This is a genomic window from Candidatus Nitrososphaera evergladensis SR1, from assembly GCF_000730285.1.
GTDB lineage: Archaea > Thermoproteota > Nitrososphaeria > Nitrososphaerales > Nitrososphaeraceae > Nitrososphaera > Nitrososphaera evergladensis.
On sequence record NZ_CP007174.1, the window covers coordinates 1,607,587 to 1,620,105 of the forward strand.

Here is a 12,519-nt window from a genome sequence, read left to right on the forward strand (position 1 = left end):
ACAAGGCTGGAAAAAATGCCAGAGGTTTTATTGGCTTATGGCCAACACATGGTTCATGCTCTCCACCAGTGGGAGTCCGGTGAGCATCTTGGCGGTGGTGGCGTGCGGGAGTGTAATATAGATCAGCATCCCCGGAACAGCTGCACAGACGATAATAGTCAATACAATCAGCCAAACGGCTGTCATCTTTTCGACCATTAAAAAAATCACGCCTGTTTGGTTATATAAATTTTAAAACTGTCATCAGCATGTCTTTGGTGCCGGAGCACTTTTTGCCTGGCTGCGGAGCATCTCTACCTCTTCGCGCAGCTCGTCGTTCTCGTCTTCAAGGACCTTCAAGGAGGTTATCGCCTCGGCGTTCTGGGCCTTTAACGACTGGAATTCTTTTTGCAGTTTCTCATAGGCCTGTTTTACCGCCGTTGTCGCGTCACTAGATGCTGTTGCCGCCTGAGGCACAGGAGGAGCACTTTTTGGCACCATCTGCAGCCTCGCATTTTCCGCCTTCAACGCCTCGACGGTTTTTACAGCCGCGGCGGCCTGCGCCTTGAGCGCGGCAACTTCATTTGCGTGCGAGCGCAACTGTGATGCGAGGCGCGTGTTTTCATCCATCAGCTTTTGGCGCTCGGCTCCAAACTTGGCCAGCTCTGCCTTTAGCTGCGCTACAAGCGCTTCGCTGGTGGCGGCATTGGATAATGAAGACTGCAAAGAAGAAGACGCCGCGGCGACAAGTTCTGACAGTATTGCAGGCATGGCGTCAGAGTTGATGTACGCAGAGGCGCCAAAATCAAGCGTGATTGCACCCTTTGACTTTAGCAGGCCTTCGACGCTTGGATCAAGTGCAAAAGAGCTGGCATTGAATGAAAAGAGCTTCAATTCATACACCGTTGGATTTTGGCTCTAAAAAGAAGGCAGCGCAAAATTTGTTGACATTTTTACTTATTGGTAGTCGTGTAGCGGCTTGTCCTTGTGCGACGAGATCTTGCTCTCCAGCTCTTTTCTGTGCTTTTGCAGCGTGTGTTTGTTTGCGCACGAGTCGTGCATTATGCCAAAGTCGCAAAAGTCGCAGGCTGTCACAAACTCGATTTCCTTAAACTCTTTTTTGCAAAATGCGCAGTTTTCAGTGCCCACGTCCCCGTCAGTGAGAGGCTTGAGCCACGGGTCGCGCCAGAGAAGCGTCACAGATTCTTGATGTAGAGACGCAGATATGTAGTTATTCTGCCGGCTTGTCCAAAAGCCCTATAATCCCGTACATGCGTCTGTATGACGCTTCAAGATCTGCCTTCTTTTGCAGCTTTTTCTTGGTCTTTTTCAGCTTTGCCCCAAGCAAAGAGCCGCGGACTGACGCAAGCGCGCTGGCCTCCTTCATGTACTGGCGCATGTACCCTGCCGCATGCGGGTTGTCGCGTATGAGTGCCGCTATGAGTTCTGGTTCGTCGGTCATGACGCTCTGGGCGAGCATGGCCTGAACTGCAAAGGTAGTCCCCCCAACTTCGTTGAGGTTTGCAAGGTCTTCGCGTGCAAGAATGCTTGCAAAGGCAACGTTGGTAAAGTATGTCAGGCCAAGCACTGCTGCTATTGCCCTGTCATGCGTACGGGCGTCTGGCAGCACCTTGACTGACATTCCTGCAAATATGCTGTTTATTGCGTCAAGTTCTTTTGCCTTGTTGCGCACCGGGATTGCAAGCATCTTTAGCTGTTTCTTTTCCTCGCTTGCGCCCGGCCCAAACATCGGGTGAACACACAGGGTGATAATATCTTGTCGCGCCTTTTTCAGAGCAGGAAGCGTCTTGGCCTTGACTGATGATATCTCGGCAAGCAGGGCATTTTGTCTTGTCATTGCTTGGGCGCATTGCTTTATCACGGCGGGAGTGCGCTTTACCGGGACGCATATCATCACAAGGTCCGCGTTTTTCACGCAGTCTGCAATGCTTGCGGCACTTCGGACATCGTTGTTTATCTGAAAAGGCTTGACGTCAAAGGCGCTGACCTCGTTTCCCTGCCTTGCTGCAAAGTACCTGCAGAACCATGCGCCCATCTTGCCTGCCGCGCCGATGATTGCTACCAGCATTGCCTGCTAGCGCGCCTTCCTGACCTCGTCCGCCATTATGGCAAGACCTTTTTCCATCTCTTTCTCATTCCTGCACGCAGATATCCTGACAAAGCGCCTGTACGAGTCTCCAAAACCGCTTCCCGGAGCTATCGCCACTCCTCTTTCAAGCAACCTTTCAACCAGCTGCATGTCTTCGCCGCCAGAGTGAAGCTCGGGATAGACGTACATGGCGCCGTCCGGCTCGACAAACCGCAGGGACATCTCTTTTAACTTGCCCGACAGAAAGCGCAAACGCCTTTTCATCAGTTCCACGTTTCTTGACGGGTCGGCGCCAAGGGCGGCAAGGGCGGCAAGCTGCACCGGCTCGGCGACGCTTGTCACGCCGACTGCCTGGACCTTTGCCATCTTTTTTATCAAATCCGCGCTTGCGACAGCGTATCCGACCCTAAAGCCGGTCATCGCGTACGTCTTTGAGAATGACGAGACGATTACACCCTTGTCATAGCCGTACGCGTGCACGCTTTCAAACGGCTTGAACGAATAGTCAGAATACACTTCGTCGCTCAAAAGATACAGCCCGTGGCCTTTTGCCAGAGCGACTATCCTGTCCATAGTCTTTTTGTCAAGGACTTTGCCAGTCGGGTTGTTTGGGTAGTTTAGCGCAATCATTTTCGTCCCGCTCGTTATCATCGATTCCAGTTCTTTCAGGTCAGGGGTCCATCCGCTTTCAAGCGTGGTTTTCAATACTTTGGTCCTTGCACCGATAAAGTCGGCACATTCCCTGTACGCCGGCCACGCCGGCTCGATTGCTATTATTTCTTCGCCGGGTCTTACAAGCGACGCGATTGCCGCGAAAACGGCAAAGCGCCCGCCTGGCGTCACCATCACCCGCTCCTCGCCTACTCTGTTCTTTTTTGCTATTGCTTCTCGCAGCTGCGGTATCCCGCGGGTGTCTGTATAGTGGTACTTCTTTTGTGCAAACGACTCTGCAAGCGCGCTTCCAGCCTGCGCAGGCGCAGGGTAATCCGGCTCGCCCACTTCGAGGTGGATTATGCGCCTGCCGGACGCCTCCAGTTGCTTGGCCTTTTGAAAGATGCCAAGATGGGTCTGCCTTGGCGCCTTGTTGTTTTGCTGTGGGCGCTTTTGCTCCTGCACGGCCTCTGATTCAGAAAGCAATACGTTAAGCAGGCGCAGAGCAAACTCGATGCTCATGCCGGTTTCCCCTGCCTGCTTTATGACCATCTGGCGGATCTCTTGCTCCACCTTTTCGTCCTTGACGTCTATTCCAAGCCGGCTTTTTACCTCGCCCACCTGCTCTGCCAAAACCATCCTTTCTTGCACCTTCTTTAGGATGTCAGAAGTCACGGCGCGGATCTGGCCTCGCAGAGCTTCCAGATCTTTTTCTCCCTGTGACGATGGCATTGTCATTTATGCACTTCCTTTCTTCTTTAGCACAGGAGGGACGAGCCCCGCGCGTATTGCGTGGTCGGCAAGCACCATCGAGACAACGCACTCGACTATCGGAGGCGCCCTTGGCACCACGCACGGGTCGTGCCTGCCGGGGACGGTCAGCCTGGCCTGCGACTTTGTCGATATGTCAAGCGTATCTTGCGACTTGGCTATCGACGCCGCCGGCTTGAACGCCACACGGACTATTAGCGGCATGCCGTTTGACAGGCCACCCAGGATGCCACCCGAGTTGTTGGTCCTAGTCACTATTTTTCCATCATTTTTGATATAATATGCGTCGTTGTTTTCAGAGCCCCGCCTCTTTGAGCCTTCAAAGCCAGAGCCAAACTCGACTGCCTTGACGGCAGGTATCCCAAAGAGCGCCTTGCTCAGGTCGGCCTCAAGGGATGCAAATATCGGCTCGCCAAGCCCGACCGGCAAGTTCGACGTTGTGCATTCCACTACGCCGCCAAGCGAGTCTCCATCCCTCCTTGCTGCTAAAATGGCGTCGCGCATCTTTTCAGCCGCCGCTGGATCGGGGCACCTGACGTCGTTGTCATAGCGACGGGCAATGTTTTCTGCGGTGATGTTGTTGCCTGCAGCCTTTATCCCGCCAATTTCTGAGGTGTAAGCGACAGTTTCGATGCCAAGTGTCTCTTTAAGCAGCTTTTGCGCCACCGCGCCGGCCATCACAAGAGTTGCAGTGAGCCTGCCAGAAAAGCGCCCGCTACCGCGATAGTCTGCAAAGCCCCCGTACTTGACCATCGCAGGATAGTCTGCGTGGCCGGGCCTCGGTATGTTCTTTATCGCCTCGTATGCGCGCGAGTCGGCGTCCTTGTTCCATATCAACATGCATATTGGCGCGCCAGTGGTAAAGCCGTTGAAAACGCCGGAGAGTATCTCGACCCTGTCCTCTTCCTTGCGCTGGGTGGTAACTGCGGACTGGCCGGGCTTGCGCCTGTCAAGTTGGCCCTGTATGTCGTCCTCGGAAAGCAAGAGCCCTGCAGGGCAGCCGTCGACTAGCATCCCTACGCAGCGGCCGTGGCTTTCGCCAAAGCTCACGGCAACAAAGCGCTCGCCGATAATGTTACCGCCGACCATGTGTTATTACAGTAGTATGCTGGCTTGCGCTCGGTATATTGGCTTTTTGGATTGCTTTACTTGGCAGGAGCTAGCTTTGCCCCCAGGTCCTTCATGTCCTGCACAAAGTTGGGGTACGAGACGTCCACCGACTCGGCTCCTTCTACTATTGACCTCTCGGTCATCATGGACGCTATGGTAAACGCCATGAAGAGGCGGTGGTCGTTGTAGGCCTCAAGCGACGCGTTTTTCAGTTTTTTTGGCGCTACAATGGTCAGCCCGTCGTGGAACTCGTCCACCTTGGCTCCAAACTTGACAAGCTCGCGTGCAATGTTTGCCACCCTGTCGGTCTCTTTGACGCGGGCGTGCGCAACGCCGGTTATCTTGACCGGCGACCTTGCCTTGAGCGCAAGTATCGAGACCACGGGCAAAAGGTCAGGCGTGTCTGCAAGGTTGAACTCGCCTCCCTCAAGTGATTCTGCGCCCTGTACGACGACTTCGCCCTTTGACTTGTCAGCCTTTATGACGCAGTCCATCTGCTTCATTATCTCCACTATCTGCGAGTCGCCCTGCGGCAGGTTGAAATTGAGCCCTTTTACCTTCAGCCGCTTGCCGGCAAGCGCGCCTGCCGAGAGAATGAGCGCGGCAGTTGAAAAGTCGCTTGGCACGTCAAATTTTGTTGATTTGTATTCTGCCTGCTTGATGCGATATTCAAGCATGTTTGGCTCATGGTCAATCTTTACCCCAAACTGCTCCATAGTCGCCATCGTCGCCCTGACGTACGGCTTGGACACCAGGTCGCCTTTGATCTTTAGCACAATCTCCGAGTCAGCGTAGATGCCAGCTATCAAGAGCCCGGATATGAACTGGCTGGATATGCTGCCGTCAATCACGGTCGTCCCGCCCTTTATCCCGCCCCCTCGGACTATGAGGGGCGGAGTCCCATTGCCCTTGGTCGAGTAGGCCTCTACACCAAGCGGCCCAAGGGCGTCAAGTATTGGCTGCATCGGGCGCCTCCGGAGGCTCTCGTCTCCCGTAAGGACAACATGGCCGCTTTTGACAAGGCCGGACATGGCAGTCATTATCCTGATGGTTGTCCCCGAGTTTTCGCAGTTGAGCACGTTTTCAGGCGGCGGCAAGTCATGCCTGCCTTTCACCTGTACGATGTCGCGTCTTTCTTGCACCTCTGCCCCAAGTGCCTTGCAGCAGGCAAGCGTGGCAAGCGTGTCCCGGGCAAGCAGCGCGTTTGTTATTGTAGACTGGCCGCCGTCAGCAGCAAGCGACGCTATTGCAAGTGCGCGGTGGGTGTAGCTCTTGCTTGAAGGGCACCTGACAGTACCGTCCACGTTTGAGCGCCGGACCTGTATCTTGACCATTTTTACAGGACTTCCACACTTGCCTTCTGGTTATTAACCTTAGACACAAGCACCCTGCCATTGAATTTCAAAAACGCGTTCTTGATGTCTTCGACCTCGTCATCGTACGCAACTGCCGCTATCGAAGGCCCATTTCCGGACATGCCAGCGGCAAGCGCCCCCTGCTCAAGGGCGGCAAGGACCGGCTTGTAGTTTGCGCCAAGCGCGGTTGAAGCAAGGACTCCGTTGAGCTTCATGGCCTTCCAGTACTCGCCTGCTTCTGCAAGCCCAAACGCGTCTGTAAACAGGTCGGAAAGGTCGCTCAGCTTGTGCACGTCTCCCCGCGGCGTGTTGCGCGGCAGAAATATCACCGCGTGCAGGTTGTCCGGCGCTTCCTCCCTTCTCAGCAGCTTTTTCGCGTAATTGTCCGTCACGACAAACCCGCCAAAGTAGCACGCTGTGGCGTCGTCGTACGCGCCGGTTATGGTGACCTTGGCGTCAAGCGATGCCCTTACCGCGGCGTCAAGGACGGCATAGTCGTCAACCTTTTCGTTTGCCAGCCTGCTGCATGCAAGGGCGACTGCATTTGACACCGCGCTGGAGCTTTTCAGCCCAAAGCCTATCGGGATCTCTGACCGGAGTTTCACTATCAGTTGGTTGCGCTCAAGCGTGCCGGCAGGCATGGTGTTTTTGATGATGTTGTTGACTAGCCTGTCGTCGTTTTTGCCTGTCAGGAACCTCAGGCCTCTGCCCTTTGTCATCTCGACCTCTGCCGTGACTTTGAGCGAGATGCCAAGTGCCGAGCCGTTGCCGGTCGCTATGGCGTTTACTATAGAGACTGCGCCGTGCATCGTAGCCCTGACTTTTGATACTGTCATGTCGGCTCTCCAAAAATCCCAAGCAGGTTCTTTTTCATCACGTCCCGGGGCGCAGGCAGGCCCGTCCATATCTCAAACGCCTTTGCGCCCTGCTCCAAAAGCATTTCATACCCATAGACTACGTGCGCCTGTGCAAACTTGGCCTGCTCCAGAAGGTCCGTCACGACTGGCCGGTACACGATGTCGTAAACTAGGCTTCCCTTTTTAATGTGATCAGAGTCAATTGGGCTAGGCTCGTTGTCAAGCCCGATAGAAGTGGCGTTTACTATCAGCCCCGCCTCGGGCGAGACCTGCACCGCGTCCTCAAGCGCAATGGTTTCGCACTGTATCCCAAGGTCGCCGGCAATCCTGGCAAGCTCTTTGGCCTTTGCCTGGTCGCGGTTTGCTATTATCACCCTGCCTGTCTTCTTTTCCTCGGACAGCGCGGCAATTATGGCCCGCGCGGCTCCCCCTGCCCCAAGGAGCAGGATTGTTATACCAAAGTCAAACTCGCGCCGGCGCAAGGGCTCTATAAAGCCGGCTATGTCAGTGTTGTATCCCTTGAGTATTCCTTCTATGTTGTTGACCGTGTTTACCGCCCCCGCCTTTTTTGCTGTAACGTCCAGCTCGTCAAGGTACTTTATCACCGCCACCTTGTGTGGGATGGTGACGTTAAAGCCGGCGACGTTTATTGCACGAAGCGAGTCTATCGACTCTTTAAGATCTGGTGCAGGCACGCGAAATGAGATGTATGTGCAGTTCAGGCCGAGCGCAGAAAATGCGGCGTTTTGCATACCCGGCGAGAGCGAATGGCTTATCGGATCGCCGATTATGCAGTAGGTCTTGGCAGGTGCTCTTTCTCCAGTCATCATGTCCAGCTAGCGACTCCTTATGCTACCGTACAGCTGCTTCATCTGCGCTATGGTCAGCTGCCCCGGCGCCACCGCCTTTTCCACCGCGGCGTACGTGTAGGGAGCGCCGTACAGCGCGCACAGGACCCTCGTCATGACGCCGGCCTCGCCCATTGCAAATATTATTGGGTGCAGGCCAAGCATCGCGTTTTCATAGAGCGACATCAGCCTCACCGAGTCCTCGACGCTATTGGCCGTGGTGACTATCTTGACGTAGTTGCTGTACAGGCGCATTTCCGTGATAATGTCTGCCAGGTTGTCGTTTGGAGGCGTCTTTTCAAAGTCGTGCCATGAGACAAGCGTCGGGATGCTTGCAAGTTCAAGATAGTCTGCCAGGTTGTCGTTTGCCTGCAGGGTTTCAAGCTCGACGTCAAGGAGCATAGGCCTCTTTTCTGCAAGCTTGCGAAGCAGTTTTACGCGCTCTTGCTCGGTGCCGGAAAACCTACCGCCCTGGCTCTTTGAGCGCAGCGTGAAAACTGCGCGGTCCTTGTCGATTCCATCTGCGGCCTGCATCACCTGGTCTTGAGCGACAATAAAGTCAAGACGCGCCTCGATAAAATCCGCTCCAAGGTCAAACGCAGTTTTTGCTTGCGCTACGAGGTCGCTTGCGTTTTCCGCGGCAATGGAGGCGCAGATCTTGGCCAACGGCATCCATCAGGCGTATGCCCCCTTATTTCTTTAGCTTACGCCTGCGGGTGGATGACCCTGCTTGCTGTGCTCCATTTGTTTGTGTGATTCCAAAAGTTCGGGCGTTGCGAAAACCTTGCCGCACAGGTTGCATCTATTCTCCGCTTTTCTGACAGACGAAGATGCGGTAGACATGCACTATAATTGCCGCTTCTGGTATTAAAGATTAGCAATTCAGAAAAGAGAGAGATTTTTTTACCTTGTAGCACCTACAAAGAATTCCTTTGTCACGGTGGTAGAAACGACGCCTCCTTCTACCGTGACAGCGTATTTTCCGCCGTTCAGGATTATTGGCACGCTGCCCACGGTCCTCAGGCGCTCTTGCTCGTCTTTGTTGTATTTCTGGACATCGCCGATGTGCCTCTCCTTGTAAAAGTCCGTGGATTCACATACAGAACCTATAGCAGACAAGCGGATTTCACCCATCCTTGACCACACTGGGATTTGCGTCTGATTCTCTTGCTTCATTATTACTACTGTCGGAAAACCCATGTCACAGCCATAGCCTTTAACCTTGACGACAAAATCCACCGGCTCGCCTGCCTTGTACGTCTCTTTGAGGCCGTCGATTGTCACGTTGACAAAAGGTTCTTTAGCGGCAACAATGCTAGGGCTTGAGATAAAAACGGCCGCCAGTATAGACGCAACTCCCACTGCGCCTGCCACAATCAACAGGCTTTTTGGCAGCACCAACTAAAGCCAGTATGACGACCTAGAAGAAAAACTATACGCAAAAAGACAGGACAATCCAGCGAGAGGATTTATTATGCCCCTCTGGTGCGGAGATAGGTAGTAAATGTCAAAGGAAGACCACATTTCCCGCATGAAGGCGCTTGGCTTTGACGGCGCGTCTATAGAGTCGTTTGAAAAGATGTGGAATCCGCTTGCCGACGAAAGTTATGAAATGTATGCGATGTATACCGGCGCCGAAGGCTCGGCGCTTGAGGACAAGGCAGGCTGCGTCATCTGCTCAAAAAAGTCTTTTCCGCTCCGGTGGGAAAAGGTCATAACGCCAAGCCAGGACAGCGCGGCCATATACACGGTCTGCACCGACTGCGACGCGGCGTACGTCGATGCGGCAATAAGGCAAAAGGCGCTTGGCAGGCTTCTCAAAGAGCGCAACACGCGCCCCAACTGACAGCTAGGCCCTGTAGTGGTGGGACGATGGTATCTTTTTCCAGTTGGCTATGAGCGCCTCGTTGCGTATGTGTATGGGCTCGCTTTCTATCCGCGAGCGCGCAAGCTCGACGTACTCTTTTACCATGTCAATTCCGATGTAGCGCCTGCCGAAATGGTGCGCCACCTTGGTCGTCTGGCCGCTTCCGTTGAACGGGTCGAGCACGACGTCGCCCTTGTACGAATAGACCTTCATCAGGCGGTACGGTATCTCCTCGGGGTACGGGCACGGGTGGTCGATGTATCCCGGCGGGACCGGCGCGATGTGCCACACCGAGTTTGCAATCTCTTTGGTCCACTCCTCGTGCGTTGCAGGGAGCGCCTCTTTGCGTTTTCTCCCGCTGTTGACGTCTCCCTTTCTCAGGACGAGTATGAACTCGTGCATCACGTTTGCGCGGTAGTATTTTGGGTATGGGTTGAGGACGAACGAGCCGTAGCGGTTGGTGCCTCCTGTGACCTTGTGCCAGATTATTTCCTCATGCAGCTGCCACTTGCCGAACGGCTGCACCAGCCTTGAAAGCAGCATGTGCGGCAGCGGGAGTATGGTGCCGTTTACGACCTCGTTTGCAATCACTACGCAGCAATAGCCTCCGTCCTTTGTGACGCGGTAGACCTTGTCGCCAAAAATGTCGGCCATCTCGTTCAGGTAATCGCCTGTTTCAACACCGGCGTTTCCGCGATAGTAGCCTCCGCTTCCGGACGCGTGCATTTCATAGTTGATGGCGTTCCGGTAAGGAGGCGACGTTATCGTCAATTGAACAGAATTCTCAGGAAGTCTGTCCAAAATGTCCTTGCAGTTTCCGAGAAGTATCTGGTTTGTCAGTTGTTCTTCCTGAGCAAGCATGTAGCGAACAACAACGCTTGCCTAGTTCGTCCATATCCCGCATACTTTAGAGTAATAGACCCGCAACTAAAAACGCGCTATAGCTCCAGCTAACTTTTTGAGCTTGCCGCGCGCATGTTGTTTCGAGGCTGAAACAACTCGCGCTCGTCGCAGTTGCGCATGTAAAGACGTAGCTAACCGCAGTCGACTTTACTTTTCGACGATGTACTCGTCCACTTCCATGCCAAAGTGCCTGCCGCTGGCAGGCTTGGCGTAGCCCATGACCTCGTCGCCGGGCTTGACTTCGGTCACCGACAACAGTTTTCCATCGGGCTTCATCAGGCGTATCGTCTCGGCGTTCTGCAGGATGACGGTCCCAGTCTCGCCTTCGATTTCTGCGCGCAAGAGGCGCAGGGGCCGCGTCTCTATCTTTGACCTGCCGACCGTCGCGCGCCTTGACTGGCCGTCCTTGTTGACAATCCACACCTCCGTCCCGGATTCAAGCTCTGACAGGTAGCGGGTGTTGCCGTCAGGCGTTATCGTGTAGCAATAGACGGCGCCGGCGTTTACGCGAAAAGGCCGTGGCGACGTAAAAGACGAGCCGACCGACTCGTTGTGCACGAGCAGCATAAAGTTGGACCTGCTTCCGATGAGCATCCCCTCGCCCATACCCATCATCGAGGCGGTGTCGACGCAGACGCGCTCGCCAGTGCCCACGTCCTTTACCTCGGTTATCCTGGCGACCTTGATCGGGAACCGGACGGTTGAAAGCTGCTGGCTTGCCTTTTCCACCTCGTCTTCGCTGTCTGTCGAGAGTATGACGCCGTCGACTCCAAGCTCCAGCACCGAGAACATGGTCTTGACCTCCTTTGACGAGGATGCAGTGGTGTAGACCTTTGTCTTGGACTTGTGCAGCTTGGCGATGATGTTCTCAAGCGGGATTATCTTCCAGTCGCTTGCGTCCACGACCACGAACGATGCACCCTCTGCTTGCGACGCGCGCTCGATCTCGTCGACGTCGGCGTTGCTCAGCACTTTTTTGTAGTAGCCAAAGGTCTTGCCTGCGGCCTTGGCAGCCTTCATCTGGTCAAACGTCTTGCATATCACAAGGTCGGCGTCGTTTGACTCGAATATCGTCTGGAATTTCTTGCCTGCCACAACCTTGGGGTCGGCGTTTAGCATGCTGACGTTTTTTAGCTTTGAGAGGAATTTCTCAAGGCCCGCTTTTGCGACCGTAGGCTTTACGATTAGCTCTTTGCTCTTTGCTGCCTGTTCAACCAAGCTGCTTTGCAGCCTCCTTGGCGCTCTTGCCCTCAAATATCACCTTGTGCAGGGCGCGTACCATCGCAGGAGGATTCTTGTGCTGGAAAATGTTCCTTCCAAAAGTCACGCCCTTTGCTCCTGCCTTCATTGCACCGGCACACATCTCCAGTATCTCAAGGTCGGTGGTCGCCTTTGGCCCGCCGGCTATTACAAGGGGCACAGGGACGCTCTTGACGACTTTTCTGAACGAATCAATGTCGCCAGTGTAAACTGCCTTGACAATGTCGGCGCCTGCCTCGGCTCCCACCCTTGCAGCGTGCGCTACAATCTCTGGGTCGTGCGGGTTCTTTATCCCCTCGCCGCGCGGATACATCATTGCCACAAGGGGAACGCTCCATTCGTCGCACTTGTCGGCAATCATGCCCAGTTTCTGGAGCATCTCCGGCTCTTCCTTGGCACCAATGTTGATGTGAAGAGATACTGCGTCGGCTCCAAGCCTCAACGCCTCTTCGACGCTTCCCATGAGCATCTTGCGGTTTGGCGCCGGGCCAAGTGACGTGCTCCCGGAGAAATGAACGATAAGGCCTATGCTCGTCGGCCTTGGCATGGTCTTGACAATGCCCTTGTTGACGAGAACGCAGGTGAGGCCGGCGTCTTCGCACTGGTAAATCATGCCATGAGCGTCCTCAAGACCCCTGATGGGCCCATTGCTTATCCCGTGGTCCATCGGGATGCACAGCATCTTGCCGTCTTTGAGTATCCTGCTGAGCCTTACGTCCCTGCCAAACACCATGTCTGAATAAAGAGTGAATCTTTTGGTCCTACTTATAAAACATCTTTTTGCCTTGAGCAATGCCTCAAAGGCCCG

At 54.5% G+C, this 12,519-nt stretch carries 16 protein-coding genes; 1 reads left to right on the forward strand and 15 read right to left on the reverse strand.

Going from position 1 to position 12,519, the window contains the following annotated elements; translation table 11 throughout:
* Positions 1-27 precede the first annotated feature (27 nt).
* From NTE_RS16580 to NTE_RS08750, 12 genes are all read right to left on the reverse strand, one after another.
* Entirely contained in the window at positions 28-198 is a 171-nt protein-coding gene (locus NTE_RS16580; RefSeq protein ID WP_158385301.1) for a hypothetical protein, read from the reverse strand.
* Positions 199-243: 45 nt separating this feature from the next.
* Positions 244-873 carry a hypothetical protein gene (locus tag NTE_RS08700; protein WP_148700662.1) on the reverse strand — a complete coding sequence of 210 codons (630 nt, stop codon included), beginning with the start codon at positions 871-873 and terminating at the stop codon, positions 244-246.
* A 63-nt stretch (positions 874-936) separates the two neighbouring features.
* Positions 937-1,179, reverse strand: a complete 243-nt coding sequence (locus NTE_RS08705; RefSeq protein ID WP_148700663.1) for a hypothetical protein — start codon at positions 1,177-1,179, stop codon at positions 937-939.
* A gap of 31 nt (positions 1,180-1,210) precedes the next feature.
* Positions 1,211-2,068 (reverse strand): prephenate dehydrogenase/arogenate dehydrogenase family protein, encoded by an 858-nt coding sequence (locus NTE_RS08710; protein ID WP_148700664.1) that lies wholly within the window; start codon positions 2,066-2,068, stop codon positions 1,211-1,213.
* Between the two features lie 6 nt (positions 2,069-2,074).
* Positions 2,075-3,472, reverse strand: coding sequence for an aminotransferase class I/II-fold pyridoxal phosphate-dependent enzyme (locus NTE_RS08715; protein ID WP_158385303.1), 1,398 nt, complete (start codon positions 3,470-3,472; stop codon positions 2,075-2,077).
* A gap of 6 nt (positions 3,473-3,478) precedes the next feature.
* Positions 3,479-4,600 carry a chorismate synthase gene (gene aroC / locus NTE_RS08720; RefSeq protein WP_148700666.1) on the reverse strand — a complete coding sequence of 374 codons (1,122 nt, stop codon included), beginning with the start codon at positions 4,598-4,600 and terminating at the stop codon, positions 3,479-3,481.
* A gap of 56 nt (positions 4,601-4,656) precedes the next feature.
* Entirely contained in the window at positions 4,657-5,955 is a 1,299-nt protein-coding gene (gene aroA, locus NTE_RS08725) for a 3-phosphoshikimate 1-carboxyvinyltransferase (RefSeq protein ID WP_148700667.1), read from the reverse strand.
* A 2-nt stretch (positions 5,956-5,957) separates the two neighbouring features.
* Positions 5,958-6,812: a shikimate kinase gene (locus NTE_RS08730; protein WP_158385305.1), complete on the reverse strand. Its 855-nt coding sequence runs from the start codon at positions 6,810-6,812 to the stop codon at positions 5,958-5,960.
* Positions 6,809-7,663: a shikimate dehydrogenase gene (locus NTE_RS08735; protein ID WP_226986927.1), complete on the reverse strand. Its 855-nt coding sequence runs from the start codon at positions 7,661-7,663 to the stop codon at positions 6,809-6,811. Before NTE_RS08735 ends, NTE_RS08730 begins: the two co-directional genes overlap by 4 nt.
* Positions 7,664-7,669: 6 nt before the next feature.
* Complete coding sequence (gene aroD, locus NTE_RS08740) at positions 7,670-8,347, reverse strand: type I 3-dehydroquinate dehydratase (RefSeq protein WP_226986928.1); 678 nt, start codon at positions 8,345-8,347, stop codon at positions 7,670-7,672.
* A gap of 33 nt (positions 8,348-8,380) precedes the next feature.
* A complete protein-coding gene (locus NTE_RS08745) occupies positions 8,381-8,524 on the reverse strand; it encodes a C2H2-type zinc finger protein (RefSeq protein WP_148700670.1) in 144 nt (47 codons plus the stop codon).
* A 60-nt stretch (positions 8,525-8,584) separates the two neighbouring features.
* On the reverse strand, positions 8,585-9,082 hold the full coding sequence (locus NTE_RS08750; RefSeq protein WP_148700671.1) for a hypothetical protein: 498 nt from the start codon (positions 9,080-9,082) through the stop codon (positions 8,585-8,587).
* A gap of 103 nt (positions 9,083-9,185) precedes the next feature.
* Between NTE_RS08750 and NTE_RS08755 the strand changes: the two genes are divergently transcribed.
* The gene (locus tag NTE_RS08755; RefSeq protein ID WP_148700672.1) at positions 9,186-9,527 is read left to right on the forward strand and encodes a hypothetical protein; all 342 of its coding nucleotides are present in this window, start codon (positions 9,186-9,188) and stop codon (positions 9,525-9,527) included.
* A gap of 3 nt (positions 9,528-9,530) precedes the next feature.
* Here NTE_RS08755 and NTE_RS08760 read toward each other — a convergent pair whose 3' ends face one another.
* From NTE_RS08760 to NTE_RS08770, 3 genes are all read right to left on the reverse strand, one after another.
* Positions 9,531-10,409, reverse strand: coding sequence for a DNA-methyltransferase (locus NTE_RS08760; RefSeq protein ID WP_148700673.1), 879 nt, complete (start codon positions 10,407-10,409; stop codon positions 9,531-9,533).
* Positions 10,410-10,598: 189 nt separating this feature from the next.
* Complete coding sequence (locus NTE_RS08765) at positions 10,599-11,669, reverse strand: 3-dehydroquinate synthase II domain-containing protein (protein WP_148700674.1); 1,071 nt, start codon at positions 11,667-11,669, stop codon at positions 10,599-10,601.
* A complete protein-coding gene (locus NTE_RS08770; RefSeq protein ID WP_148700675.1) occupies positions 11,662-12,444 on the reverse strand; it encodes a 2-amino-3,7-dideoxy-D-threo-hept-6-ulosonate synthase in 783 nt (260 codons plus the stop codon). The genes NTE_RS08765 and NTE_RS08770 overlap by 8 nt, the downstream gene beginning before the upstream one ends.
* Between the last annotated feature and the right edge of the window lie 75 nt (positions 12,445-12,519).

Excerpts from the sequence above, each read along its gene's own strand:
- NTE_RS08715 (WP_158385303.1), bottom strand. The coding sequence starts at position 3,472 with ATGCCATCGTCACAGGGAGAAAAAGATCTGGAAGCTCTGCGAGGCCAG.
- NTE_RS08735 (WP_226986927.1), bottom strand. The coding sequence starts at position 7,663 with ATGATGACTGGAGAAAGAGCACCTGCCAAGACCTACTGCATAATCGGC.
- NTE_RS16580 (WP_158385301.1), bottom strand. The coding sequence starts at position 198 with ATGGTCGAAAAGATGACAGCCGTTTGGCTGATTGTATTGACTATTATC.
- NTE_RS08770 (WP_148700675.1), bottom strand. The coding sequence starts at position 12,444 with ATGGTGTTTGGCAGGGACGTAAGGCTCAGCAGGATACTCAAAGACGGC.
- NTE_RS08730 (WP_158385305.1), bottom strand. The coding sequence starts at position 6,812 with ATGACAGTATCAAAAGTCAGGGCTACGATGCACGGCGCAGTCTCTATA.
- NTE_RS08755 (WP_148700672.1), top strand. The coding sequence starts at position 9,186 with ATGTCAAAGGAAGACCACATTTCCCGCATGAAGGCGCTTGGCTTTGAC.
- NTE_RS08710 (WP_148700664.1), bottom strand. The coding sequence starts at position 2,068 with ATGCTGGTAGCAATCATCGGCGCGGCAGGCAAGATGGGCGCATGGTTC.
- NTE_RS08745 (WP_148700670.1), bottom strand. The coding sequence starts at position 8,524 with ATGTCTACCGCATCTTCGTCTGTCAGAAAAGCGGAGAATAGATGCAAC.
- NTE_RS08760 (WP_148700673.1), bottom strand. The coding sequence starts at position 10,409 with ATGCTTGCTCAGGAAGAACAACTGACAAACCAGATACTTCTCGGAAAC.
- aroA (WP_148700667.1), bottom strand. The coding sequence starts at position 5,955 with ATGGTCAAGATACAGGTCCGGCGCTCAAACGTGGACGGTACTGTCAGG.
- aroC (WP_148700666.1), bottom strand. The coding sequence starts at position 4,600 with ATGGTCGGCGGTAACATTATCGGCGAGCGCTTTGTTGCCGTGAGCTTT.